Raw genomic sequence first — 24,391 nt, 5'->3', positions numbered from 1 at the left:
TGTTATGGGGAAGATCGATATTACGAAATGGCAGCATAGTCATAGTTTTGGACAAGAAGTCCGTAAAGAGGGGGAGTCGCGCACTTTGTGGGTGATTGCTATTACTGCGCTGATGATGGTCATTGAGATCGCAGCTGGCGTGGCTTTTGGTTCGATGGCATTGTTAGCGGATGGCTTGCACATGGCCTCGCACACTGCTGCGCTGGGTATCACTGCCTTTGCCTACATTTATGCGCGCAAACATGCGCATGATACACGTTTTAGTTTCGGCACTGGCAAAGTGAATGCTTTGGGGGGATTCACCGGGGCTTTGCTGCTTGCGATCTTTGCGCTGGTGATGGCCTGGGAAAGTGTCGAGCGATTATTGAATCCAACTGAGATCGTATTTAACTCGGCGATTGCCGTGGCGATCATTGGATTAATCGTGAATGGTGTCTCCGTTTTTATCCTAGGGGCCGACCATGATCACGGTCATGATCATTCTCATTCACACAGCCATGAGCACCATCACGAGCACGAGCATGATCATAGCCATGGCGATCATCACCACCATGATCATGGGCATCATCATGATCACAATTTACGCTCAGCGTATTTGCACGTCTTAGCGGATGCGTTGACCTCCGTTACGGCAATCATTGCGCTCTTAGCCGCGAAATATTTTGGATGGATCTGGATGGATCCGGTGATGGGCATTGTGGGCTCTTTACTGGTGGCTAAGTGGTCTTGGGGACTTTTGCGACAAACCAGTCAGGTTTTGCTGGATTATCAAGCATCGACGGCGGTCATGCAGCAGGTGAAGCATGCGCTAGAGGGCGATGGGCAAGGGCAGTTAAGCGACTTGCATGTTTGGTTGATTGGCCCGAATCGTTACAGCGTGATCGCAGCAATTGTCGCCGAGCGTCCACTCTCTGCCCAAGTTTATCGGGAGCGTTTGGATGCACAGCAGTTTCCGCACGTGACGATTGAAGTGCAGAGTGTTTGAGTCAGGACTTAGGTACTGTCTGACTGAGGGTTGCCCTCACTTAAAGTGAGGGGCGAATGGAGTCTAAAGAAGCCCGCAACTAGTCAATGACGCACCAGTTGCGGGGCTGAATTAGACTATTTGTCCTCTTTGCTCTCGGGGAGTGTTTTGTTCGCGATGTTTTGCAACAATTCGCTCATAAACTCCTCGGGCTTTTTGAGGCCTTCGAGGGATGCATTGGTGCGCGAGTTGACCTTGACGAGACCTTGCTCAGCCTCTTGGCGTCCCAGCACGAGGAAGGTGGGCACTTTGTCGACGTGGCATTTGCGGATCTTGGCTCCGAGCTTGTCGGCGATATCGTCAACCGTAACGCGGATCTTCGCGGCTTTAAGCAGCTTTTCGATTTCGCGTGCTTGTGGCACCAGATCGTCGTTCATCGGGAGGATGCGGACTTGTTCCGGTGCGAGCCAGATCGGGAAGTTGCCAGCGAAGTGCTCGATCAGCACGCCGCAGAAGCGTTCCATCGAGCCGAAGGGGGCGCGGTGGATCATCACGGGGCGGTGCTTTTCATTGTCGGCGCCGATGTAGTTTAGGTCAAAGCGCTCAGGCAGATTATAATCAACCTGAACGGTGCCGAGTTGCCATTCGCGACCAATCACATCTTTGACGACAAAGTCGATCTTGGGGCCGTAGAATGCAGCTTCACCTGGCTCTTCGACGAAGTCGACGCCAAGCGTTTTGGCGGCTTCGCGCAGTGCAGCTTCAGCTTTGTCCCATTTTGCCGCGTCGCCCACATACTTCGTGGAGTCCGGGTCGCGCAGGCCGATGCGCACGCGGTAGTCAGACATGCCCAGTGTGTTGAAGACTAGTTTGACCAAGTCCAGGCAGCCTTTGATTTCCTGCCCGATCTGATCCTCGGTGCAGAATAGGTGCGCGTCATCTTGGGTGAAACCGCGCACACGTGTCATACCATTGAGTTCGCCGGATTGCTCCCAGCGATACACGGTGCCAAATTCTGCCAGGCGCACGGGCAGGTCACGGTAGGAGTGAGGTTGACTGTCGAAGACTTTAATGTGCATCGGGCAGTTCATCGGCTTGAGCAAGTAGCCGTCGATTTCGCCGCTGTCGAGTTGATTGGACAGCTCTGCGCAGGAGCAACCCTCTTGTGCAAGGCGATCCACCGTGCCCGGTTCGACGATCGGTGGAAATTGCGAGTCTTTGTAGTAAGGGAAGTGCCCGGATGTGCGGTAGAGCCCGAGCTTGCCGATGTGCGGCGTGAATACCTGGTCGTAATCGGCCATGCGCAGCTCTTCTGCGATGAAGTTCTGCAGCTCCTGGCGGATGACTGCGCCGTTGGGTGTCCAGAGCACCATGCCGGCACCGACCGCTTCGTCGATGTGGAAGAGCTTGAGCTCTTTGCCCAGCTTGCGGTGATCGCGCGCCTTCGCTTGTTCGAGGCGCTCTAGGTAATCCGCCAGTTCTTCCTTACTTGGAAACGCGGTGCCGTAGATGCGTTGCAGCTGTTTGTTCTTTTCGTCGCCACGGTGGTAGGCACCAGCAATCGAGAGCAATTTATAGGCCTTGATTTTCTTGGTGTAGCCCACGTGTGAGCCTGCGCAAAGGTCGATAAACTCCCCGTTCTGGTAGAAGCTGATGGCTTCGCCTTCCGGGATATCATCCAAACGGCCCAGCTTGTAGCGTTCTTGGCCGATTTCCTTGATCTTAGCCACTGCTTCTTCGCGCGAGCATTCGATACGGGTAAACTTTTGGTTCTCCTTGATCACCTTTTTCATCTCGGCCTCGATGGCTTCGAGGTCGGAGGCATCCAGCTTTTTATCTAGATCGATATCGTAGTAAAAGCCGTTTTCGGTGGGAGGGCCGATGTCAAGTTGGGTCTCCGGGAAAAGTCGGAGAATCGCTGTGGCGAGCACGTGCGAACAAGAATGGCGGAGTTCCTCTAGGGGGGACATGTCTTTCATAATAATAAGAGTGCAGTGATTGGCGCTTATTCTACAGTCACCGATTTGGCTAGATTACGTGGCTTATCTACATCGCATCCACGCTCGAGTGCCACGTAATAGCTGAACAGCTGGATCGGAATGCACATCAAGATCGGCTGAACGATCTCATGGCACTCGGGCACGATGATGGTGTCGTCGGCTAAACCTTCAGGAATGTCGCATTCTTCTGAGGCAACGAAAATCACCTTCCCTTTACGCGCCTTGACTTCTTGCACGTTGGCCAAGCTTTTCTGGAATATTTCGCCACTCGCCGCCAAAAAGACACTCGGGCACTCTTCGCAAATCAGAGCGATGGGGCCGTGCTTCATTTCCGCTGCGGGGTAGCCTTCAGCATGGATGTAGGAAATCTCTTTTAGTTTTAGCGCGCCTTCGAGTGCGATGGGAAACATGAGTTGACGCCCCAAAAACAGGCAGTCTTCATACTTTGCATATTTCTTGGCGATCTCGGCGATCTTAGCGTCCTGCTTGAGAATCTCTTCGACTTGCTCCGGCACTTTTTGTAGTGCTTTAACGATTTCAATGCCGTCACCATAGCTCAAATCGCGCAAGCGACCTAAGTAGAGCGCCAGCATGGCACAAATCATGATTTGTGAGGTAAAGGCCTTGGTCGACGCGACCCCAATTTCGGGACCTGCGTGCTGGTAGATGCCGCCATCGCTTTCGCGGGCAATAGTTGAGCCCACACTATTATTAATCGCCAGTGTGCGGTAGCCCTTACGCTTCGCTTCGCGGAGCGCACCCAGTGTATCGATCGTTTCGCCGGATTGGCTGATGGCGATCACCAGGGTATTCTTGTCCAGTGGTGAGTTGCGATAGCGGAATTCTGAGGCGTATTCTACTTCGACCGGGATGCGAGCGAAGCGTTCGATTAAATATTCGGCCACCAGGCAGGAGTGCCACGCGGTGCCGCAGGCTAAAAAGAGTATACGGTCCACTTGGCGCAGCTCCTGCGGGCTCAGATTCAGTCCGCCAAAGACTGCGGTGCTGGCATCGTCAGAAAAGCGTCCGCGCATACCATTCTTCAAAGAAGTGGGTTGCTCGAAGATTTCCTTCTGCATGAAGTGGTCGTAGTCGCCCAGTTCAGCCTCTGAAGTGTCCCAGTCGACCTTATGAATGACCGCTTCCACATTTTTACTAGAAACGGTTGTGATCGAGAAGTCGTTGTTTTGTAAGTGCACGACTTCGTTGTCATTGAGGTAGACGACATTCTGCGTGCAGTGGGTAATCGCGTTGACGTCCGAAGCTAGCAGGTTTTCACCTTTACCGATGCCGATAATGAGAGGGGAACCCTTGCGAGCACCGATTAATTCATCGGGGAAATCAGGGCAAATGACCGCGATGCCATAAGTGCCTTCTACGTGGCGCAGGCTCTTACGAACAGCTTCCAGGAATGGATTTTTGGGGCCGTCTTTCGGCTCTTTCTCGTAGTGGTAAGCGATGAGGTTACAAAGTGCCTCGGAGTCGGTCTCTGACTGGAAAGTGTAGCCCTTCTCGATCAAGAACTCTTTCATTCCTGTGTAGTTTTCGATGACACCATTGTGCACGAGCGAAATCTTACCATCGCTACTGGTATGCGGGTGCGCATTTGCTTCAGTCACGTCGCCGTGCGTCGCCCAGCGGGTATGGCTGATGCCTAGATTGCCGCCAAGTTGGCGCTCTTCAAGAGCGTTCTCCAGGTTGACGACACGTCCCGTGCGCTTAATTTGCTCGAAGCCTTGTCCTGCGGCGACAACCATTCCTGATGAGTCGTAGCCTCGGTATTCCAAGCGCTTCAATCCATCTAGCATTATACTTCCCGCTCGATCGCGGCCGATATATCCAACAATTCCACACATAAAGCTTCAAATAAGCTCAGAGTGCGTTTAGCTTTTCAAGCTTATTGACCACTCGGATACCTCAAACATATGAAAAAACGAAAAATCATCTGCATAATTATGGGCGGCGGTCGCGGCTCACGTCTTAGCCCTTTGACACGAGATCGTTGTAAGCCAGCGGTTCCGCTCGCTGGTAAGTATCGTCTCGTTGATATTCCGATTAGTAATTGCCTGAACTCCGGTTATAACCAGATTTACGTTCTGTCACAATTTAATACCGCTTCACTGCACCGGCACATTCAAGAATCTTACAAATTTGACCCCTACGCGGGCGGTTTTGTCGATATTCTTTCAGCGGAACAAACGAACCAGGGCGAGTCTTGGTATCAGGGGACTGCGGATGCGGTTCGCCAAAATATGCATCACTTTCAGGGGCACAGTGAGGGCGACCTGTATGTGATTCTATCCGGTGACCAGCTTTATCGCATGGACCTGGCAGATGTTGTACGTGAACACGATGCTTCCGGAGCTGAAGTGACCATTACCGCGAAGCCACTGGGCCTCGACGAGGCGGAAGGCTTGGGCCTCATGCGTATCAATGATGATTTGGAGATCACTGAGTTTGTTGAAAAGCCGACCGATCCCGAACTGATCAAAGGTCTCGCGGTGGGAGATGGGGTGCGCCAGAAAATGAAGAATCCTGGTGATCGAGACTACTGCCTCGCCTCGATGGGTATTTATGTCTTTAACGCCAATACATTGATTGAAGCGTTGAAGACGGATACCACTGACTTTGGTAAGGAAATTATCCCTGGCCTACTGGGGCAGTCTAAGATGTGCAGCTATGTTTTCGACGACTATTGGGAAGACATTGGCACCGTGAAGGCCTTTTTCGATGCCAACATTCGCCTGACAGATCCTGTGCCGCCGTTTAACTTCTTTGATGAAGAAGCACGTATCTTTACTCATGCACGTTTTCTGCCAGCCTCTAAGATTAATTCTTGCGTGGTCGATCGTGCGATTCTAGCAGATGGTTGTATCGTTACGGATGCAACCATCAAGCATTCGACGCTTGGGGTGCGTTCAGTCGTGCGCGATAAGACTCTTTTTGAGAATGTAGTGATGATGGGGGCGGATAGCTTCGAAACGGTCGAGGATCTTGAAGAGAATAAAGTTCTGGGCCGTCCGGATCTGGGGGTCGGGAAAAACTGCATCGTTAAAAACGCTATTTTGGATAAGAGTGTGCGTATCGGAAATAATGTGGTGCTCGATCCAACGGGCCTGCCCGATAAATTTGGCCCCGAACTCGATATCGCGATTCGCGATGGAGTTTTGGTCGTGTGTAAGGATACGATCGTTCCAGACGGTTTTGTGCTGAAAGCTTAGGTTTTCGATCGAGTCTGTTTTTATGCAAACCGCGCTTCATTCGAGGCGCGGTTTTCTATTGCTCTATGCCGAATGCGGAACACAATTGAGTGCAGAATAAGCAAAGGTCATTTCATGACAAAAATTAACCCCACATCGCGATGAAAAATATTCTTATCTGCACCGACGGTTCTAGTTATTCTCACGAAGCATGCCTCTATGGCGCATGGCTCAGTCAACAAACCCAAGCTGCGATCAGTGTGCTTTATGTCACCGATCTTCGCCAATTTGAAATTCCTGCTGTGGCAGATTTTAGTGGCAGTTTGGGCATTCAACCCTTCGAGGGCATGATTTCTCAGATGCATGAGGTTGAAGAGATCAAGGCGGACTTCGTGCAGGAGCACGCACTGAAGACGCTTAAAGATGCAGGCGTCGACGAGAGTCAAATTACTTTCCACCATGAGACCGGTCTACTGGTGGAAGTGATGTCGGACTATGCCGACGTCGCAGATTTGGTCTTGCTGGGTAAGCGTGGTGAGAACGTCAATTTCGCGACCGAGCACCTTGGCTCTATGCTCGAACGGGTGTTACGTTCTGTAGAGCAACCTTGCCTGGTGACGAATCGACAATTTAAACCCATCTCTGAAGTCGCGATTGCATACGACGGTGGCACCAGTTGCCAGAAAGCACTCGATTATATCGCTGCCAATGAACCTTTTCGTTCAATGGATCTGCACCTGATTGTTTGCGTTGAGGGGCATAAGGAAGAAGAAGCGACACAGCGCCTGCAAGATGCAGAATCCAAATTGCAAGCGGCCGGTTTGTTTCCTCAATGCCAAATTCTAAACGGAGAAGTGGAAACCGCCATCGCTAACTATGTTGAGCAAACAAAAATAGATCTGTTGTTACTCGGAGCGTATGGGCACAGTCGTATTCGTGAGCTATTGATCGGTAGCACCACTACAGAGTTGTTGCGCCGCTGTCGGGTACCAGTTCTCTGCTTCCGCTAGTATTTGTTGCCAACTATCAATGCTAGCCGTGAAGCTTGGCTCGTCTGCGCGCGATCCAGATGGTCAGGATGCCTGCTAGAATCATAAAGACGGAGTAAAACTGTCCGCGGCTCAAGCCGAGCAGTAGGGCGGCATCTGGCTCGCGGAAAAACTCACCCAAAATGCGCACGATTCCGTAGCCGATTAGAAATTCGCCTCCTAACTGTCCGGCGGGAGGGCGAGTGCGCCAAAAACGCCACTGTACATAGGCGAGCATGAGGCCGCCTTCCAGCGCGGCCTCGTACAGCTGCGAAGGATGGCGCGGCTCCGGGCCATAGCTTTGTAGGATTGCATTGTAGTTTTTAGGGCTGTCAGGGAAAATCACAGCCCAGCTGACAGTCGTGACGCGCCCCCACAGTTCGCCATTTATAAAGTTGGCAATACGCCCGAACATTAAGCCCAGCGGTGCCAGTGTGACAACAACATCTCCCAGTGGGAGTACGCCGCACTTATGCTTCCGTGCAAACCAAACGAGCGCCAACATCACACCTACGAAACCGCCATGACTTGCCATACCGCCTTGATCCACTCGCAGGATCAGTAGTGGGTTGGCTAAGAACGCTTCGAGATCATAGAGGAGCATGTAGCCCAGGCGTCCACCGGCCAACACGCCTACAATGATCGCCGTCATTAGCGTCGCACGTGCGTCCGCATCGATGGCGAATTTTCCCTTCAGGTCATAGAGTTTGAGCAGAAGCCAAGCCCCCAGGAAGCCCAGTAAATAAGCGAGTCCATAGTAGCGTATACCATCCAGCCCTATCGGGTTCTCTGGAAAACGGATCAGGAAGGGGCTTAAATCATGCACCCAGTATTGGCTTTGTTCGATCATGGTGACTAATTCTCGCACTGAATACGCTCAATCACCAACTCTTTTCTTTGACATTTCTAGTTGTGCCGAAATCGTCTTTTTTATGATCAAGTCTCTCATTACGGCGCTTTTATGCCTTTGTACTCTCTGCACCTTCGTCACTCAGTCGGCGGCACAGGACAACCTACGCGTGACCGTCGCCAATCTAAACCAAGACGTGAGTCTATTAAGCCAGAGCCTGAAAACCCTGCGCCTGGAGATCGAAGAACTGCATCGGGAAAACGCGCGCCTGCGCGCACAAGTGGCGGCTGCTAGCTCCAATCGTGATACGGAAGCGCAAATCACTAATCTGGCTTCTGCCATCGAAACCTTGCGTCGTGAGTATCGCTCAGCCGATGAATCTCAGAAGCAACAGATTTTAACTGAAGTAAATCGTCAAGTCAGTGCACTGGCCAAAGAAACTCAAGCTGCCATTAACTCGATCGCCAATGCGGTAGAAAACCAGCCTCAGATCGCAACTCCAGTTCATTTCTCGGATGATTTTCCCAAGACTGGTAAACCTTATGTCGTGCGCTCTGGTGATACGCTCAGTAAAATCGCCCGCGATCACGGCTCTACAATTAAGAATATTCAAAATGCCAATAAGATCGTCAATCCATCGCGCGACCTTAAAGTCGGCGAAACTATTTTCATCCCGATTGCCCAGTAAACATGTCAAATCCTAAAACTAGACTCGGTCGCGGACTCGGTGGCCTCATTACAGGAACTGGTAGTTCCAAATCTCAGCCCGCGTCCGACAGCTCCAATACGCCCGTAAAGAAAGCGGTCGTAAAAAAGCCTGTGGTAGCCACCAAGCCTAAACCTGTGGCGACAGTTGCGCCCAACGCACCCGGTTATCGTGAGATCGGAGTGGGGGAAATTGTCGCCAACCCCTATCAGCCGCGCCGTGAGATCCGTGAGGAGTATGTCGAAGAATTGGCCAAGAGCATCCAGTCCGAAGGTCTTTTGCAGCCCATCGTCGTTCGCGCTAAAGATAATAAGTTTGAGCTGATCGCCGGCGAACGTCGCTTGCGTGCCTATCAGTATTTGAAATTAAAGACAATACCGGCACGTATCATTGAGGCCAGTGATGCCTCGTCGGCGACGCTGGCTTTGATTGAGAATTTGCAACGTGAAAACCTGAACCCGATCGACGAAGCCCTCGGCTACGCGAGTCTGGTGCGAGATTTCGATCTGACTCAAGAAGCGGCCGCCGAACGCGTGGGCAAAGGCCGCGCGACTGTCGCCAACGCGTTGCGCTTACTCACGCTAGGTTCTGAAATTCAGGGCTTTCTGAGCCGTCGTCTCATTTCGACGGGGCACGCCAAGGTCTTGCTCGGTCTAGAGAGTGAAGAACATCGCAGGTTGTTGGCACGTCGTATCATTGAAACGGGCATGAGCGTACGCGAAGCCGAAGCGCAGGTACGCCGGCTTAAAGACAGCAATGGTGCGACTGCCAAGAAGGGGAACGGGCAAAATGCTCCAGAGGCCGAACAAACCGCGATCCGTGATCTGGAAAGGCGCATGGGGGAGCATTTCAACACTCGCGTCGCACTTAAGCACACCCCCAAGAAGGGGCGTATCACCATCGAGTATTTTGGAAATGACGACCTTGACCGTATCCTGGATAAGCTCGGGCTACAGTAATCGAAGCTAGCCGACCTTTTCACCCGCCTGGGGCTGTTGGTCGGCCGATTGCATTCTGCGCAGGGAAGGACTCGCTAGCCTTCTTGCTTGAGGGCGAAGCCTGCTTTTTCCAAGTCCGCGCCGCTGGGGGCTTGATACGCGCTAAGCCCGAATTCGGGCAGCACGGAGAGGAAGTGGTCAAAGATATCGCCCTGAATATCTTCGTATCGGGCCCAAGCGATGTCGTTGGTAAATACATAGATCTCTAACGGTAGGCCTTGGGAACTGGGTGGCAGCTGACGCACTAGCAAGGTCATGTCCTGATGCACCTTGGGGTGATTGCGCAAATAGGCGACGCAATAGGCGCGAAAGGTGCCCACATTCGTGAGGCGGCGACCGTTGATTAACTCTGAGAGTTCTTCGCCTACATGATCGTTGTATTTCTGGATTTCCTCCAATTTGGACTCTAGGTAGGGGCGTAGCAGGCGGATACGCTTAAAGCGTGCTAGCAAATCTTCATCGGCAAACTGAATCGTGCGCATGTCGATGTAGAGTGGGCGTTTAATTCGGCGACCGCCGGATTCGCTCATGCCACGCCAGTTTTTGAAAGAATCGGTGATGAGTGCATAGGTCGGGATGGTCGTGATCGTTTTATCCCAATTTTGCACTTTTACGGTGGTGAGTGAGACGTCGATGACATCACCATCGGCACCGCGGGCGGGCATCTCGATCCAATCACCGACCATGACCATATTATTGATGGAGAGTTGAAAGCCCGCGACCAATCCGAGAATCGCGTCCTTAAAAATTAAGAGTAGAATGGCGGTGACCGCGCCCAGACCGGAAAACAAAACCAGCGGTGACTTTTCCAGCAAGGCCGATAGAATGAAGATGAAGCCAATCAGATTGATTACCAATTTGGCTGCTTGAATAAAGCTCTTGGCAGGATAGCGCTTGCCCATCGAGCTGCGCTCCCAGAGCGATCGCGTAAAATTTAATACGCCATCGATGACGAACAATATGATGACGATTAGGTAAGTGTTTACGATCAGTTGAAAGAAACCCGCGATCGAGGGGAAGTTGTCGAACAGAGCCGGCGCGAAAAAATGAATGATCGCCGCAGGTCCTATATGTGAAAAGCGTACGATGACATTATGATCGATCAGTAAGTCATCCCATTGCATCGAAGTCTTACGAATGAGTGGATGGATGATATATTTGATGAAACGTTTCGCGACAAAGTTGGCCAACAGAGCTAAGATAAATAGGTAAAGCCCTGCGCCCAGCAGGCTGAGAAGCTCGGCCATGCCTACATTGATTTTAAACTTTAGGAGCCATTGGCTAATGATTTCAGGAGTCATGGATTAGGTATGTGGCAAGACTTTTGCCGTGTGACAATGTTTCTTCATGCATGTTACGAATTGCTTGCCATTCGTATGCCTGCGTACATGAAATGTTATGATGCCGTTCCGACCCTTATTCCTTATTGCTTGTATTAGCTTATTTCCTCTCTTGGCGGGGGCACAGAGCGATAGCTATGCGCTGCAACGTATTCTTCAACGCTATACCGAGGCTTATGGTGGTTTTCGTGATGCGGATTCGTTGTCGTCTATCAGTGTCGAAGGCATCATCGAGCAGAATGGGCAGAGCTTTGATTTTCTTATGCGTAAGAAACGCCCCTACTCCATGCGCTATCGCCTCTCTAACGAGTTGTGTAATGTAATTAGTGGTTACAACGGCGATGTTGCTTGGATGCGCACTGAAACAAATGGTGAAGTTTCGATCCAGACTTTGGACGCGAAAGGCACGCGTGCTTTACGTGCGCAGGCTCGATTTGACAGTCCGCTATTTCGCGCGATGGAGAAGAGTGAAAATGAAATTACGCTTTTAGAGAGAGCTACGCTTGATGAGCGTAGCGTCTATGTGCTGTCAGTGGATGAAAGTGGTCGCGGCCTCAGTCATTATTATATCGATGTCTTTACGGCCTATGTCGTCCGGGTGGATCAATTGGATGCCAATGGCGAAGTCCAGTTACAAACATTGTACCGCGATTACAAAGAGGTCGATGGTTATCCCTTTGCGCATGAGGTTGAAACGCGCCTGGATGGGCAGACACTTTCATTGGCTAAGGTCAACGAGATCGTCGTGAATCCTGGCTTGTTGAGCTTTTATTTCGAGCAGCCGCGGCGCTAATTGTTGCCAATACTGTCCTCATCCAGACCACCTTTCAATTTGTGGTCTAATTTGAGGCGTTCGATTTGTGAACGCAGCGCCCGTTCAAATTTCTCAAAGCGAGCGAGTATGCCCCGGGTCTCCAGTAGCTCCTGCTTGAAGCGTCCGGAGGGGCAGAGTGTGAAAATCGCGAGGTCGAGCACGTTTTCCGGCTCTTTAATATTTGATAAAAATTGTATGACCTCTTGCGGGATGTCGGCCCCCAAGCGCATTTGGGTTTGCATGAGCGCAAGTAGAGTCGGCTGAATGGCTCCCATGGTTTGTTCGCTGCCGTCGGATTCACTTAGAATTTGATGAATGCGCGCGCGCCGGTAGGGCTCTTCAGTCACAAAGCTCTCTAGTTGCACGCGGGCTAAACCTTGTAAAATCAAATTAGAGGTGCCGTCCGGGTTTTGCTTGCAGGCGCGAACCACTCCGACACTGGCAATGGAGTAGGGGGTCTCCAGTATTTCGGCGTCTTTTTCCCGCTCATCGAGTGCGGCGACTGCGAAGATGCGGTCTTCTGCCAATACGCGCTGCAGCATTTCGCGATAGCGTGGCTCGAAGATGTAGAGCGGCATCATCGCCTGCGGGAATCGTCCACATTGACTTAAAGTCATTACGGGCACTTCACGCGGAATTTCAATTTCTTGGGAGCTCATATAAGCTTAGTCGCCTAGGGGCCCCGCTAGTTCCATTCGTCGGGGTGCAATTTGGACTGCTCCGGTGATTCGCATTCAGCATAGTATACTGCCATCCGGAAAAAACGGATATGAGTGTCAACCAGCGCTTGGTTCTTCTTGCGTGCTTCTTCAAATAGGATTTCAGGTGCTCGCCCCTGCAGATCGTAGATTTCGCGAATGCCCATGTCGATCAAGCTGCGTGCGACCACTACGTCCATCCGCGGGATGCGCATCAGGGCCGAATTCAGAGCTTCGTAGTCGACCTTTTTTTTCTTTTTCTGTGGAAACATGGTGTCCATTTAGTAACCACTGTCGGATTGCGCTGCAGTATCTTCACAGATCGCACGGCAAGAGGTCCAACCGACACCAAGACGATGTGCGCCCAGATCGACGAAGCGTTGCGCATCCGCGCGGTCGCGGATGCCTCCGGATGGCTTGACCTGGATGCGCCCTGCGGCTGTGTCGAGCATGGTCTGCACATCTTCCAGTTTGGCACCTTCGCCATTGAAGCCAGTAGATGTTTTGACGAAGTCGGCACCTGCACGAATGCAGACTTCCACCATTTGCTGAATTTCTTGAGTATTTAGATGGGCGGTTTCGAAAATGACTTTTAGCGGGACCTGTGCGGCCCGCGTTTGTGCGGCCACGCCTGCCACATCTGCTTCAACTTCGGCCCATTTGCCTGATTTGATCCAGCCGTAGTTGGCGACCATATCGATTTCATCGACGCCGAGTTCGATGTAGCGTTTCGCTTCGTCGGCCTTTGATGCGGGTAATTGCACCCCATGCGGGAATCCCAATACCACGCAGACCGCGGTGTCGGTGCCTTTACAATGTTGCTGCGCCAGTTCGATATCGCAGGGGCGTACGCATACGCTGTATGTGTTTAGCTCAATGCAGGCTTGGAGTGCTTCCAGAACGTCTGTTTCAGTAAACTCGGCTTTCAGTATTGCGGCATCTAGGTAACGGCTAATCTCTGTCATATTGCAATTGGTTTGAAGGTGGTTCGAGACCAGACTCACGTGATCCGTCGGTGGAGTCAATCCGCCTAATTAGTTGGCATTTAAAAACTCGATGTAGGGGCCGAAGAAACGTCCAAAGTCTTCGATCTGTGGGAGGTGCCCTAAACCCTCAAGCTCAACAAGGGTGGCATTGGGGATGGCTTTCAAAGCTGCGCGTCCGAGCTCAGGATAGTTGCCTAATGTGGCCTTCACTTCTGCGCTGACTTTATTTTTGCCTAGTGCGGTGGTGTCGCGCTGCCCAATAATCAGGAGGGTGGGTTGTGAGAGTTGTTTGAATTCGTATACGACCGGTTGGTTGTAAATCATGTCGTAGGTGAGTGCTTGGTTCCAAGCCATTACAGGGTATTCTTTGCTTTGGATAAAGCGAGTCAGCATCTCGACGCCAGAGTCGTATGCGCTCTTCCATTTGCCATCGTAGTAGGAGTCCAGTTGGTAGGCGCGGATCTTTTCGGGAGTCTTTTTGAGTTCGCCCTGATACCATTCGTCTATTGACTGGTAGGGCACTCCTTTTGCCTTCCAATCTTCGAGTCCAATGGGATTGAGTAGTGTCAGGCTAGTCGCCATGTCCGGATACATGAGCGCGAAGCGTGTCGCAAGCATACCGCCCATTGAGTGTCCGAGCACCTGGACTTGCTCCACTTTTAATGATTTCAAGAGATCATAAGTGTTTTGTGCCAGCTGATGAAAACTGTATTGGTAATGGCTTGGTTTGGTGGATTTGCCGAAGCCGATTTGGTCTGGCATGATCACGCGGTAGCCGGTTTCCAGTAGGGCGTTCGCGGTTTCTTCAAAATAAGCGCCGGAGAAGTTTTTGCCATGCAAGAGCAAGACTGTGCCAAGGACATCCGTGGTAGGCGAAACGTCCATATAGCTCATCTCCAATGTTTGCTCTTGGCTCTCAAAGGAGAAATTTGAGACCGGAAAAGGGTAGGTATAGTTTTCCAGTCGTATCCCGGCTTGCGCCACGGCAAAGCTGAGTATCCATAGCGGTAGTAACTTGGTGATCAATCGTATCATGCAGCAATGGCTATCTACTTTTCGGTGTAGATCAAACGAACTCCGCCAAAAATCTGAATGATTTTTGGAGAGAGTCAGCTGCTCGCTACGATGAGGGCATGCCGCTGTCTCGGATGTCATTGGAGGTCGCCGCTTCCAGCTTCGCAGTCAGCTCACGGCGATTTGCCTGCCTCGTCGGCCAGCCAAGTTGCCTTGAATTATTTCCCTAGCTTGATGTTGCGAGCGCCACGCCAATTTTGGCGATGTTTGCGAATCCAGTCGAGTAAGGCGCGTTCAAAGCCGATGTCTTTTCCTTGTTTTTCGGATTCGATCCACTTGTGCCTGAGGATTTCTTCGCGCTCCGCCAGAAACTCTTGGTAGAGTGTGGAACGCTGCGCGAATCCATGATTGGAACAGGTATCGGAAGCTGAATTGGACATATCTTTATTCTCCTCGCTCATACGACTGATAGCATATCTCGTAACACAAAGCTCAGAAAACTACATGGAATGGCGCCTCTGGCTAGCTTAAAACGCGAGCGAAATTATTTTTTAACAAGACTGTTTAAGATCTGTCGCGCAATTTCCATAAATACTTGGGAGGCCTTGGAGTCGGGATCGCTGATGACGATGGGAATGCCCTTGTCGCATCCGATGCGAATGTTGGGGTCAATTGGAAGTTGCCCCAACAGCTCAGTTCCGAGGCTTTTTGCAGTTTCACTGCCGCCCCCTTCGCCGAATAGATTCTGGCGTGAGCCGTCCGCTGCTTCCAAGTAGCTCATATTCTCCACCACTCCCAGGAGCGGCACACTGACCTTGTCAAACATGCGCGCTCCACGGCGAGCAACATTGGAGGCCGCGGGCTGTGGCGTAGTGACGATAACCGCGCCTTCGAGTGGGATGGTTTGCACGAGAGAGAGCTGCGCGTCGCCAGTGCCGGGTGGCAGGTCCACGACTAAAATTTCCAATTCTCCCCAATTCACGTTTTGTGCAAACTGTTGAATTGTCTTCATAATCATCGGGCCACGCCAGACGACTGGGGTGTCTTCGTCGACCAGGAAGCCCATCGACATCGTGCGCACACCGAAATTCTCGATGGGGACAATCAAATCGTTTTCAATTTCAGGCCGTCCGGCGGCACCCAGCATGAGTGGAATCGAGGGGCCGTAAATGTCGCAGTCCATGATGCCGACTCCTGATTTGCCTTCGGCTTCCAGGAGACGTTGCAGGGCGCAGGCGATATTCACTGTGACCGTCGATTTGCCTACGCCGCCCTTGCCACTGGCAACCGCGATTGCGTATTTGACCTGTTGCATGGCCTGGCTGGTATTGGGCTTGCTCCCCGCAGCTCCGGCGGGCGAGGGTTGTTGCTTGGGCTGAGAGATCTCCATCCGCACTTTGACTTCGTCGATGCCTTCCAGGGCGCCGACTGCGCTTTTAATGTCGGCCGCGATTCGCTCTGGAATCGTTGTGTCGGCGGTGGTGATTTCGATGCCGATCAAGACTTCATTGTCGTTTTGTTCCACCTCGCGAACGAGGCCGAAGGAAACGATGTCGCGACTGAAACCGGGGAATTTGACGCTTTTGAGGGCTGTTTGGATTTGTTCTTTGTCTGCCATAGCTATGTCGTAGCAAATTGGAACACTGACGCAGCAGTTCAACACGAAACGCTAGAATTTTTGTCTTTTGTAGAAATCTATTCACAAAGTTGATTTTCATTTGCGATTTTCCTGCGCTTCGGACTATTTCGTGACTATGCGTTTAACAGCCCTTTTATTACTCTCGATCTTCTGTGTTTCGCTCGCTCCCCGTGCGGTATTCTCTGAAACTATCCAGCTTCAGGACCTGGTGCGGGATGGAGAAGGGCAGCTCGCGGTCGCGATTGATAGTAGTGATGCGACTGTGAGTAATATGGCTCGCCGGGCATTTAACCTACATGGTGCCTATGTCGTGACAAACGGGAGCAATGCGGCCTTTCAAATTAAAATCGAGCCTGCCGGCGCTTCAGCGGTGCTGTTGACTGTGGGCTCGGGCCAACCTTACACGGAGCAATTGCGACGCACCGTCTCCGGCAGTGATTTGCAAAATGCTGTGCTGCGCGCCTGTGATCTGGTGGTTGAAGCCACTTTGCAGACTAAGGGCTTCTTTGCCGGACGCCTCGCATTCGTCGGCAAGCAACGTGGGATCTCCGAAATTTATACCAGTGATTTACTCTTTAGCCGTGTGCGGCCTTTAACGCGTGACCGTTCTCTGGTTACGGGGCCAAAGTGGGCGCCTGATGGGCGTCATTTGCTCTACACGACTTACTTTAAGAGCGGTTTTCCCGATATCTTTCTGTTGGATGTAAACAGTGGCCGTAAAACGCCGATCGCGACTTTTAAGGGGCTGAATACCGGTGGGGCCTTTAGTCCGGATGGGCGACAAATTGCGATGTCACTTTCTGGTACGGGGAACTCCGAGATTCATGTTACCGATAGCCGCGGTAAGAATGCCCGGCGCTTGACCACTAATAAGAGCCTGGAAGCCAGTCCGAGTTGGTCACCTGATGGACGCCGTTTAGTCTACACTTCGGATGCGCCTGGTAAGCCTCAATTGTATGAGATCTCCAGCACTGGAGGGCCGGCGCGACGTCTTCCGACTAATATCAGCAGTTACTGCTCGGAGCCTGCATGGAACCCCGTGAATGATAATTTGATCGCGTTTACGGCGGCTGTCAGCGGAGGCTTTCAGATCGCACTTTACGACGCCCAATCGCGCACCAGCAAGTGGCTGACTCAGGGGGCCTCCTCTTTGGAACCAGCATGGCTCCGTGATGGACGCCATCTGGTATTCACCCAACGCAATGGCGGTAGCACTCGTTTAATGTTGTTGGATACTTTGACTCAAAAAGTCAGTGCGCTACATAAGCCCGCCTTCGGCGACGCTTCGTCGGCTAGCTATGTTTATTAATAGGAGCGTCTAGCGCAGCGCTTCTTTGAGCAGCGCTTCTGTGCTGGCGTTGCTATCGAGTTTGGCAACGGCTTTACGCACGAGTTTATCGGCGTCGGCAGGCTTGTAGCCGAGTGTCATTAAGCTGGCGACGGCATCTTGAAACGCACTCGGTTCGGTAGGCATGTGAAGATCGCCTGCGGTGGGTGTTTGGCCAGTGGCCACCAAGCCGACTTTGTCTTTTAACTCAATGACTAGCCGCTCGGCGGTTTTCTTGCCAATGCCGGGGCATTTAGACAGGAGTGCTACATCTGAGCTGGCAATCGCGCTGCGCAGCAAATCGGTGGACATGCGGCTGAGCATGCTGATACCAATTTTGGGGCCGATGCCGGATACTTTTTCGATGAGTAAGCGATAAAAATCGCGGTCATCGCGCGTGGCAAAACCGTAGAGCGTCGCGCTGTCTTCGCGGTAGACGCTATGGATAAAAAGACTGCACTCTTTGCCAATGGCTGGCACTTTCTCTGCAGTCGTCACGGGGATGTGGACTTCGTAGCCCACGCCACCCGCTTCCAGGACGACTAACAGCGGTGTGGATTCGAGAACGGTTCCTTTGAGTCGTGCAATCATGATAGTTTAATCTACCAGGCCGAGCACGTCTTCCATGTTGTATACTCCGGGTGTTTTGCCGACTGCCCATTGTGCGGCGCGAACCGCACCTTGGGCGAAGATCTTACGATCCGTCGCGCGGTGAGTGAGTTCGATGCGTTCGCCATCACCACAGAAATAAACGGTGTGTTCACCGACGATGTCACCCCCGCGGATGGCATGCACGCCGATTTCTTTGCGAGGGCGTGCGCCGACTAGACCTTCGCGTCCATGTACAACTTGCTCGTCGGCCAGTTGATAGCTGTCCTTTAGGATTTCAATCAGACGCTCAGCGGTGCCGCTGGGAGCGTCCTTTTTGTGATGGTGGTGCATCTCCAGCACTTCGGGCTCGTATTGTTCCCCCAGAATTGTCGCTGCTTTACGTGTTAAATAGTTCAGCGTGTTGACACCCACAGAGTAGTTGCCCGCCCAGACTACGGGGATTTTGCCGTCCACTGTGCTGAGGATTTGTGCTTTCTCTTCGGCGGTGTGTCCGGTGGTGCCGATCACGAGTGGTAAGTTCTTTTCGACGGCGAGTGCCGCGATGCTGGCAGTCACTTCGTGAAAGCTGAAGTCGATAATGGCTTCGCAGGCGTCGATATTGGCGCGTGGGTCGTCGCCCGCATCACATGCAGAGACGATTTCGGCGTTGTTGTCTTGGGCGATTGCGGAAATCGCGATGCCCATGCGTCCGCGTGAGCCGTTAAGAAGTAGTTTGAGTGACATGATTACTAGAGATACGAGATTAAACGAGGCCGAGTTCGGCGAGCATTGGATCCAATATTGCGCAGGTTTCGGCGGTGATCGAACTTAGAGGGAGGCGCACCTCATCGGAACTGATAATGCCCGCCTGCTTGAGTGCATACTTGATCGGCACTGGATTCGGCTCGGTGAAAATGGCTTTGAAAAACGGATAAAACTTAAGGAAGGTCTCGCGAGCGCGGGCATAGTCGTTGTCATTTGCGGCGCGCACCATTTCTACCAATGGGGCGACCACAAGATTGGAGGCGACACTGATGACCCCCGTGGCACCTGCGGACATAAAGGGCAGCGTGAGTCCATCGTCGCCGCTCATCACCGCATAATCGGGGCCGAGGGCACGCACATATTCCGTGACCTTATCGCAGGAGCCTTCGGCAGCCTTCATGCAGCAGACATGCGGATACTTATCGTAGAGGCGTGCCGTGACATCTACCGAGATTTCGATGCCACAACGAGAAGGAATCGAGTAAAGGATGATGGGCTTCTCTGTGCACTCCGCAACTTTGCTGAAGTGTTGGAATAAACCTTCCTGACTGGGCTTGTTGTAGTAGGGGGCGACCACCAGAAAACCATCGGCTCCGGCCTTATCGGCATTCTGTGTGAGCATGACTGCTTCAGTCGTCGAGTTGGAGCCTGTGCCTGCGTAGACCGGCACTTTGCCCGCGGCTGCTTTGACTGAGGCGCGAATCACTTCGATATGCTCCGCATGGTCGAGAGTGGGGGATTCACCAGTGGTGCCGACAGAGACGAGGCCGTCGATGCCACCTGCAAGTTGGTGGGCGATGAGTTTTTCCAAGTCAGCATACGCAACTTCGCCTGCCTGCATCGGAGTGGCAAGGGCGGTAAAAACACCTGAGAATTGATTTGTCTTCATAGAGGCTTCAAAAAATATTGTAAATCGGCAGCACGCGGCTGATTCGCACTAGCACGTGCATAAGGTTCTGTATATTCAACAGAAAAATTATTCCCTACCAGATAAAATAAATGGCAGTTCTCGAAACAATCCACGGTCTTCTCAATCTCGCTGTCGAAAATGGTGCCAGCGATATCCATATTAAATCCAATAAACCTGCTTTTCTACGTTTAAGTGGACGCTTGGAATCGGTTGAAATGGACCCCGTGCCACCGGAGGACATTCGTGAGTTTATCGAGCAAAGTGTGCCGGAGCAATTTTTTGGAAAGTGGACGAATGATCGTCAGGTGGATTACTCCTATCGTGTGGAGAATATTGGCCGTTTTCGGGTGAATGGCTTTTTGCAGCGAGGCCTACCGAGTATCGTCATGCGCCATGTGAGTGATCATCCACCGACATTTGATGAACTGAATATTGACGGTGGTATCTTGTCCAAGCTCTGTAAGGAAAAGAACGGTATTGTGATTCTCTGTGGGGCAACAGGCTCGGGTAAGAGTTCGACCCTCGCCGCGATGGTGAATTATATCAATATGAACTTCGATAAGCACATTGTGACACTCGAAGATCCGATCGAATACACCTATACCGATATCAAATCGATCATCAATCAACGCGAAGTCGGCATCGATTGCCCCAGTTTCGCTGACGGTATGCGTGCGGTGCTGCGTCAAGATCCTGACGTGATTCTAGTGGGTGAAATGCGTGATAAGTCTACCTTTGAGACCGCGCTACAAGCCGCGGAGACGGGGCACTTGGTCTTTGGCACTTTGCACGCTTCGAGTGCGCAGCAAGCTATTCAGCGACTGTTTGAATTTTTCCCGGAAGAGCGTAAGGTCGCGCTGCAGCGCCAGATCGCAGCCTCACTTTTGGCTACTATCACCCAAAAGCTTCTACCCGCATTGGAAGGGGGCGGGCGTTATCCGGTTTCGGAGGCCTTTGTTCTGGATACGCTTGCTCGTAAAGTCATCATGGAAGGTGAATTTACAAAAATTGAAGCGGTGATCGAAGCCAGCGAAGATAATGGTTCGAAAACTTTCAATCAGGATCTGTACCGTCTGGTCAAGGCCGGAAAGGTGACGAAAGATCATGCCATGAGTCACTCCCCGAATCCGAGCCAGTTGGAGATGAACCTTAAGGGCATCTTCCTTAGTAGCGGCGGTATCGTTCGTTAGGTCCTCGTATCGGTCTAGCTCATTTTCGATCATTTTCGCTGTGGATTGCCTCATTATTGGTAAAGTGTGGCCAGAGCCGAGCTCGACGGCTGCGGGGCGGCGTACACATGATTTAATTACAGCCCTACAGTTGGGGGGCTGGCAGGTGCATTTTGCTTCGGCAGCCCAGCGCGGTATGTATGCGCTCGATTTGGATGCGCTCAATGTCGAAACGCACAATATCGCGGTCAATGATTCCGCTTTTGATCATTGGATTGCCTCACTCGCACCCGAGCTCGTAGTTTTTGACCGCTTTATGACCGAAGAGCAATTTGGTTGGCGGGTGGCTCAGCACTGCCCGGATGCTCTACGAGTGCTTGATACCAGTGATCTTCATTGTCTACGCATGGCAAGGCAGCAGGCGCTTAAAAGTGGGGCAGCCTTGAATTTGAGGAACGAAACTGCGCTGCGTGAAATTGCTTCCATTTACCGCTCCGATTTGACTTTGATGATTTCGGAGTACGAGATGGAGCTTTTGCGGCGTGAATTCTCAATCGAGGAGGAACTACTCTCGTATTGGCCGTTTGCGGTGACACTTCCGGAGTCCAGTGCATGCTTTGAGGCTCGGGAGCATTTTATTTTGATCGGTAGTTTTTTGCATCCACCCAATCTGGATGCCGCGCGTTGGTGTCGACAGAGTCTCTGGCCCAAAATTCGTGCGGTCTTGCCGAATGCTGAGTTGCATTGCTTCGGCTCCTATGGGGAGCGCTATGCAGGTGAATTACATGCACCGAAAGAGGGTTTTCACTACAAAGGGCGAGCCGAAGATGCCTTGGAGACAATGGCGAAGTATCGGATTAATCTAGCGCCGTTGCGTTATGGAGCCGGACTCAAAGGAAAGGTCTTTGACGGCTTTTTGACGGGCACGCCTACGGTGATGACTCCTATCGCCGCCGAAGGTATCTGTTCGCAGGAAGAGTGGGTGCATTCCGAGGTGGACGCCTTGGTCGCCGATGCCGTTGAGCTCTATGAGAACCTTGCAGCCTGGCAACTTCGGCAGGCTCGGGAACGCGCGCTTTGTGAGGCACGCTTTAGTGCGGCGCATTGGCAGCCACAATTGATGCAATCGATTCGCACCGCCATCGACGAGCGGGATCGTCGACGGCAGCAGAATTTTATCGGTCAAATGCTCCATCATCACCAGCACCGCAGCACGGAGTTTATGAGTCGCTGGATTGAGGCGAAAAACGCGTGAATTTCTAGCGCTTAGGCTGGGTTCTTTGAAACTTTTGTTCGCGGTGCTAATCTTCGGGCGCGTCTGTGCGAAAGGGAACCATTGGTAGACCCGCTTGGTTGTAGAGCGGAGCTTCGGGGTTGTTGGCCCAAGCGTAGCGTGCCGCGACGGGCTTGTTGACGCCTGGGGCCCGGAGGTGAATATGAGAGCCATGGATCTCTGCTTGAGCCCACACAAAGTCACCGTCGTCTGCCTTCAGGGCGAATCCACCGATCTTGGAGTTCTTGCTGACGAGTCCGCCAGTGGCGTGGTCGAAACTGAGGATCGCGGTGTCGTCTTCGACTTTCATTTGCTGAAAAGTCGGTCCATTGGCAATGACATTACGTTGATAAGCGATGCGCTCAGCGACGAGTCCGAGGCGGTGCCCGACGTCTTGCTTATTGCGAGGATGGATGTCGTTAGCCTCACCGATATCGATTGTGACAGCTAAGCCGGTGTTGGGGTCCTGAGCGGCAGTGATGGCTTGAGCTTCGCGTAATTCGGCCCATTTGCTTTCGACTGGCTGCGCATCGCGTGCCCGATAGTTGGCAAGCTGCACCACTAGGAAGGGGAAGTCTCCTCGGCCCCAGCGCTGACGCCAGTCGGCGATCATGGTGGGCAAGAGTGTGCGATATTGTTCCGGGCGTCCGGAGTTAGACTCACCTTGATACCAAATCGCGCCGCGTATGCCAAAGGGGATGAGCGGTTGGATCATTTGGTTGTAGAGCACGGTAGGTTTGTTGGGAGACAGTGGGTTGCGCGGTTTCTTGGGCAATACGTATTGCGGCTTCAGCTTCCATTCGCTGGCGAGAGTGATCTGTTCGCCTGCGGCTGCATCCACTGGGGCGATGTACATGCTTTCTGGCTCTCCACCCCAGAGACCGCCTTGGCCTTGAGCATCCATTACGCGAATGGCGATTACGTTTTTGCCTGCTTTGACGAGTTTGCCGGGCACTTGGTAGCTGCGAGGCTGATTCCAGTATTCGACAATGTTTTTCTTTAAGTTCCCGGTTTGCCCTACCACTTCGCTGTTGAACCAAGTGACATCGACTTCATCGATGGGGCCAGTATGCAGTGCTAAATCGCGGCCTGCCCAGCTCGCGGGTAACTCGATGGTCTTACGTAGCCAAACGATGCCGTCCAAATCTTTGTGCCCTGCCTGTTCCCAGTTTTGCGGAACATTTAGGGTGGCCCATTGGCTGTCGTCCAGTTCGGGAGTTGTCCACGATTTCGCTGCTGCGAGGTCGGCTTCCAGGGCATACATTTCAGGGAAGCTTTTCTTATAGGTATCCCATGCTTGTTGAAATTTCGCTTCCAATGGTTTCTCACGGAGCTTCAATTCTGACAGGGCGTCTATTGCTGATGTGAATTCGGGGAGGTTTTCTATTAAGGCTTCTTTGCTAGTCCATGCTTCCGCGATGGTGCCACCCCAATTGGTGCTGATCAAACCGACGGGACGATCGAGCTCGGAGTGTAGATGACGACCGAAATAATAGCCGACAGCTGAAAAGCGTTTTACCGTGTCGGGAGAGCAGACCACCCAGTGCCCTGTCAAATCTTCTTGCGGTTCATAGGCGAGCTCGTTTTTGACGTCAAAGTAGCGGATTTCCGGATAGTGTGCGCTTGCAGCTTCTGCTGCTGAATTATTTGAGTTAGCGACCGACCACTCCATATTGGATTGACCTGAACAGATCCAAACTTCGCCGACTAATACGTCCTCATATGTAATGCGATCGCCTGAACTGCTGTGGATCGTCATGCTTTGCCCTTGATGGCTGGTTGCCATTTGAGGCAGGGCGAGTTTCCATTGACCAGACTCGTCTGCTGTGGTTTCGACGGACTCTCCAGCAAACGATACGGTAATTGTTTCGCCTGGATCTTCCCAGCCCCACACAGGGATTTTTCCTTCCTGCTGCAGGACCATATGGGAGCCGAAGATGGCAGGCAGCTTGAGCTCTGCCAGTGCAGTTTGACTGCTCCAGAGGAGCAATGAGGCGGCGAAGGAAACTTGTAGGAGACGGGGTGGGGTTGACTTTGTGTTCATTTGCAATTGATGTAGATCAATTGTTGCAGCTGGGTCAAGTCTTGCTGTGAGTTTCTTCTCCGCTGGTGGTTGCGG

Annotated in this window: 23 protein-coding genes; 9 read left to right on the top strand and 14 right to left on the bottom strand. The window is 52.2% G+C overall.

From position 1 onward, the window contains the following. The first annotated feature begins 4 nt into the window (after positions 1-4). Complete coding sequence (gene dmeF, locus SH580_RS02115) at positions 5-985, top strand: CDF family Co(II)/Ni(II) efflux transporter DmeF (protein ID WP_319833356.1); 981 nt, start codon at positions 5-7, stop codon at positions 983-985. A gap of 116 nt (positions 986-1,101) precedes the next feature. Here dmeF and thrS read toward each other — a convergent pair whose 3' ends face one another. Both thrS and glmS read right to left on the bottom strand, forming a co-directional pair. Further along, on the bottom strand, positions 1,102-2,943 hold the full coding sequence (gene thrS, locus SH580_RS02110) for a threonine--tRNA ligase (RefSeq protein WP_319833355.1): 1,842 nt from the start codon (positions 2,941-2,943) through the stop codon (positions 1,102-1,104). 26 nt (positions 2,944-2,969) lie between these two features. Further along, positions 2,970-4,820: a glutamine--fructose-6-phosphate transaminase (isomerizing) gene (gene glmS / locus SH580_RS02105; protein WP_319833354.1), complete on the bottom strand. Its 1,851-nt coding sequence runs from the start codon at positions 4,818-4,820 to the stop codon at positions 2,970-2,972. 69 nt (positions 4,821-4,889) lie between these two features. Here glmS and SH580_RS02100 point away from each other — a divergent pair, with 69 nt between their 5' ends. Further along, complete coding sequence (locus tag SH580_RS02100; protein WP_319833353.1) at positions 4,890-6,185, top strand: glucose-1-phosphate adenylyltransferase; 1,296 nt, start codon at positions 4,890-4,892, stop codon at positions 6,183-6,185. 140 nt (positions 6,186-6,325) lie between these two features. Then, positions 6,326-7,174: a universal stress protein gene (locus SH580_RS02095; protein ID WP_319833352.1), complete on the top strand. Its 849-nt coding sequence runs from the start codon at positions 6,326-6,328 to the stop codon at positions 7,172-7,174. Between the two features lie 22 nt (positions 7,175-7,196). On the opposite strand, the gene lgt is transcribed toward SH580_RS02095, so the two are convergent. Then, on the bottom strand, positions 7,197-8,042 hold the full coding sequence (gene lgt / locus SH580_RS02090; protein ID WP_319833351.1) for a prolipoprotein diacylglyceryl transferase: 846 nt from the start codon (positions 8,040-8,042) through the stop codon (positions 7,197-7,199). Between the two features lie 82 nt (positions 8,043-8,124). On the opposite strand from lgt, the gene SH580_RS02085 reads away from it, so the two are divergent. Both SH580_RS02085 and SH580_RS02080 read left to right on the top strand, forming a co-directional pair. Beyond that, positions 8,125-8,730 (top strand): LysM peptidoglycan-binding domain-containing protein, encoded by a 606-nt coding sequence (locus SH580_RS02085; protein WP_319833350.1) that lies wholly within the window; start codon positions 8,125-8,127, stop codon positions 8,728-8,730. Between the two features lie 2 nt (positions 8,731-8,732). Continuing rightward, positions 8,733-9,707: a ParB/RepB/Spo0J family partition protein gene (locus SH580_RS02080; RefSeq protein ID WP_319833349.1), complete on the top strand. Its 975-nt coding sequence runs from the start codon at positions 8,733-8,735 to the stop codon at positions 9,705-9,707. 74 nt (positions 9,708-9,781) lie between these two features. On the opposite strand, the gene SH580_RS02075 is transcribed toward SH580_RS02080, so the two are convergent. Beyond that, positions 9,782-11,047 carry a mechanosensitive ion channel family protein gene (locus SH580_RS02075; protein WP_319833348.1) on the bottom strand — a complete coding sequence of 422 codons (1,266 nt, stop codon included), beginning with the start codon at positions 11,045-11,047 and terminating at the stop codon, positions 9,782-9,784. Between the two features lie 97 nt (positions 11,048-11,144). Between SH580_RS02075 and SH580_RS02070 the strand changes: the two genes are divergently transcribed. Continuing rightward, on the top strand, positions 11,145-11,879 hold the full coding sequence (locus SH580_RS02070; RefSeq protein WP_319833347.1) for a LolA-like protein: 735 nt from the start codon (positions 11,145-11,147) through the stop codon (positions 11,877-11,879). Here SH580_RS02070 and SH580_RS02065 read toward each other — a convergent pair. The 6 genes from SH580_RS02065 to SH580_RS02040 form a co-directional block, all read right to left on the bottom strand. Continuing rightward, entirely contained in the window at positions 11,876-12,559 is a 684-nt protein-coding gene (locus SH580_RS02065) for an LON peptidase substrate-binding domain-containing protein (RefSeq protein WP_319833346.1), read from the bottom strand. The genes SH580_RS02070 and SH580_RS02065 overlap by 4 nt on opposite strands. A 26-nt stretch (positions 12,560-12,585) precedes the next feature. Beyond that, positions 12,586-12,870: a helix-hairpin-helix domain-containing protein gene (locus SH580_RS02060; RefSeq protein WP_319833345.1), complete on the bottom strand. Its 285-nt coding sequence runs from the start codon at positions 12,868-12,870 to the stop codon at positions 12,586-12,588. 9 nt (positions 12,871-12,879) lie between these two features. Continuing rightward, a complete protein-coding gene (gene deoC, locus SH580_RS02055) occupies positions 12,880-13,563 on the bottom strand; it encodes a deoxyribose-phosphate aldolase (RefSeq protein WP_319833344.1) in 684 nt (227 codons plus the stop codon). Between the two features lie 69 nt (positions 13,564-13,632). Next, the gene (locus SH580_RS02050; protein WP_319833343.1) at positions 13,633-14,619 is read right to left on the bottom strand and encodes an alpha/beta fold hydrolase; all 987 of its coding nucleotides are present in this window, start codon (positions 14,617-14,619) and stop codon (positions 13,633-13,635) included. A gap of 197 nt (positions 14,620-14,816) precedes the next feature. Further along, on the bottom strand, positions 14,817-15,038 hold the full coding sequence (locus SH580_RS02045; protein WP_319833342.1) for a hypothetical protein: 222 nt from the start codon (positions 15,036-15,038) through the stop codon (positions 14,817-14,819). Between the two features lie 104 nt (positions 15,039-15,142). Next, the gene (locus tag SH580_RS02040) at positions 15,143-16,216 is read right to left on the bottom strand and encodes an Mrp/NBP35 family ATP-binding protein (protein WP_319833341.1); all 1,074 of its coding nucleotides are present in this window, start codon (positions 16,214-16,216) and stop codon (positions 15,143-15,145) included. Positions 16,217-16,352: 136 nt separating this feature from the next. Between SH580_RS02040 and SH580_RS02035 the strand changes: the two genes are divergently transcribed. Further along, a complete protein-coding gene (locus tag SH580_RS02035; protein ID WP_319833340.1) occupies positions 16,353-17,546 on the top strand; it encodes a beta-propeller domain-containing protein in 1,194 nt (397 codons plus the stop codon). A 9-nt stretch (positions 17,547-17,555) separates the two neighbouring features. Here SH580_RS02035 and ruvA read toward each other — a convergent pair whose 3' ends face one another. Genes ruvA through dapA form a run of 3 tightly spaced genes read right to left on the bottom strand, consistent with a single transcriptional unit; the run spans position 17,556 to position 19,809 of the window. Continuing rightward, positions 17,556-18,155 (bottom strand): Holliday junction branch migration protein RuvA, encoded by a 600-nt coding sequence (gene ruvA, locus SH580_RS02030; protein WP_319833339.1) that lies wholly within the window; start codon positions 18,153-18,155, stop codon positions 17,556-17,558. 6 nt (positions 18,156-18,161) lie between these two features. After that, positions 18,162-18,899, bottom strand: coding sequence for a 4-hydroxy-tetrahydrodipicolinate reductase (dapB, locus tag SH580_RS02025; RefSeq protein WP_319833338.1), 738 nt, complete (start codon positions 18,897-18,899; stop codon positions 18,162-18,164). 19 nt (positions 18,900-18,918) lie between these two features. Then, positions 18,919-19,809 (bottom strand): 4-hydroxy-tetrahydrodipicolinate synthase, encoded by an 891-nt coding sequence (dapA, locus tag SH580_RS02020; protein ID WP_319833337.1) that lies wholly within the window; start codon positions 19,807-19,809, stop codon positions 18,919-18,921. A gap of 110 nt (positions 19,810-19,919) precedes the next feature. Between dapA and SH580_RS02015 the strand changes: the two genes are divergently transcribed. Together SH580_RS02015 and SH580_RS02010 are read left to right on the top strand one after the other, a co-directional pair. Continuing rightward, the gene (locus tag SH580_RS02015) at positions 19,920-21,020 is read left to right on the top strand and encodes a type IV pilus twitching motility protein PilT (protein ID WP_319833336.1); all 1,101 of its coding nucleotides are present in this window, start codon (positions 19,920-19,922) and stop codon (positions 21,018-21,020) included. Between the two features lie 40 nt (positions 21,021-21,060). Then, positions 21,061-22,254, top strand: a complete 1,194-nt coding sequence (locus tag SH580_RS02010) for a glycosyltransferase (RefSeq protein WP_319833335.1) — start codon at positions 21,061-21,063, stop codon at positions 22,252-22,254. 46 nt (positions 22,255-22,300) lie between these two features. Here the strand turns inward: SH580_RS02010 and SH580_RS02005 are convergent, their stop codons facing one another. Beyond that, entirely contained in the window at positions 22,301-24,316 is a 2,016-nt protein-coding gene (locus SH580_RS02005) for a sialate O-acetylesterase (protein ID WP_319833334.1), read from the bottom strand. Between the last annotated feature and the right edge of the window lie 75 nt (positions 24,317-24,391).

The sequence above is a fragment of the Coraliomargarita algicola genome (genome assembly GCF_033878955.1).
Taxonomy (GTDB): domain Bacteria; phylum Verrucomicrobiota; class Verrucomicrobiia; order Opitutales; family Coraliomargaritaceae; genus Thalassobacterium; species Thalassobacterium algicola.
The sequence above is the reverse complement of the archived record's forward strand: the minus strand, read 5'-3'. Positions and strand labels throughout refer to the sequence as shown.

What these genes read in the sequence shown, in the direction of transcription:
- dmeF (WP_319833356.1), top strand. Translation starts at nt 5, where the DNA reads ATGGGGAAGATCGATATTACGAAATGGCAGCATAGTCATAGTTTTGGA.
- thrS (WP_319833355.1), bottom strand. Translation starts at nt 2,943, where the DNA reads ATGAAAGACATGTCCCCCCTAGAGGAACTCCGCCATTCTTGTTCGCAC.
- glmS (WP_319833354.1), bottom strand. Translation starts at nt 4,820, where the DNA reads ATGTGTGGAATTGTTGGATATATCGGCCGCGATCGAGCGGGAAGTATA.
- SH580_RS02100 (WP_319833353.1), top strand. Translation starts at nt 4,890, where the DNA reads ATGAAAAAACGAAAAATCATCTGCATAATTATGGGCGGCGGTCGCGGC.
- SH580_RS02095 (WP_319833352.1), top strand. Translation starts at nt 6,326, where the DNA reads ATGAAAAATATTCTTATCTGCACCGACGGTTCTAGTTATTCTCACGAA.
- lgt (WP_319833351.1), bottom strand. Translation starts at nt 8,042, where the DNA reads ATGATCGAACAAAGCCAATACTGGGTGCATGATTTAAGCCCCTTCCTG.
- SH580_RS02085 (WP_319833350.1), top strand. Translation starts at nt 8,125, where the DNA reads ATGATCAAGTCTCTCATTACGGCGCTTTTATGCCTTTGTACTCTCTGC.
- SH580_RS02080 (WP_319833349.1), top strand. Translation starts at nt 8,733, where the DNA reads ATGTCAAATCCTAAAACTAGACTCGGTCGCGGACTCGGTGGCCTCATT.
- SH580_RS02075 (WP_319833348.1), bottom strand. Translation starts at nt 11,047, where the DNA reads ATGACTCCTGAAATCATTAGCCAATGGCTCCTAAAGTTTAAAATCAAT.
- SH580_RS02070 (WP_319833347.1), top strand. Translation starts at nt 11,145, where the DNA reads ATGATGCCGTTCCGACCCTTATTCCTTATTGCTTGTATTAGCTTATTT.
- SH580_RS02065 (WP_319833346.1), bottom strand. Translation starts at nt 12,559, where the DNA reads ATGAGCTCCCAAGAAATTGAAATTCCGCGTGAAGTGCCCGTAATGACT.
- SH580_RS02060 (WP_319833345.1), bottom strand. Translation starts at nt 12,870, where the DNA reads ATGTTTCCACAGAAAAAGAAAAAAAAGGTCGACTACGAAGCTCTGAAT.
- deoC (WP_319833344.1), bottom strand. Translation starts at nt 13,563, where the DNA reads ATGACAGAGATTAGCCGTTACCTAGATGCCGCAATACTGAAAGCCGAG.
- SH580_RS02050 (WP_319833343.1), bottom strand. Translation starts at nt 14,619, where the DNA reads ATGATACGATTGATCACCAAGTTACTACCGCTATGGATACTCAGCTTT.
- SH580_RS02045 (WP_319833342.1), bottom strand. Translation starts at nt 15,038, where the DNA reads ATGTCCAATTCAGCTTCCGATACCTGTTCCAATCATGGATTCGCGCAG.
- SH580_RS02040 (WP_319833341.1), bottom strand. Translation starts at nt 16,216, where the DNA reads ATGGCAGACAAAGAACAAATCCAAACAGCCCTCAAAAGCGTCAAATTC.
- SH580_RS02035 (WP_319833340.1), top strand. Translation starts at nt 16,353, where the DNA reads ATGCGTTTAACAGCCCTTTTATTACTCTCGATCTTCTGTGTTTCGCTC.
- ruvA (WP_319833339.1), bottom strand. Translation starts at nt 18,155, where the DNA reads ATGATTGCACGACTCAAAGGAACCGTTCTCGAATCCACACCGCTGTTA.
- dapB (WP_319833338.1), bottom strand. Translation starts at nt 18,899, where the DNA reads ATGTCACTCAAACTACTTCTTAACGGCTCACGCGGACGCATGGGCATC.
- dapA (WP_319833337.1), bottom strand. Translation starts at nt 19,809, where the DNA reads ATGAAGACAAATCAATTCTCAGGTGTTTTTACCGCCCTTGCCACTCCG.
- SH580_RS02015 (WP_319833336.1), top strand. Translation starts at nt 19,920, where the DNA reads ATGGCAGTTCTCGAAACAATCCACGGTCTTCTCAATCTCGCTGTCGAA.
- SH580_RS02005 (WP_319833334.1), bottom strand. Translation starts at nt 24,316, where the DNA reads ATGAACACAAAGTCAACCCCACCCCGTCTCCTACAAGTTTCCTTCGCC.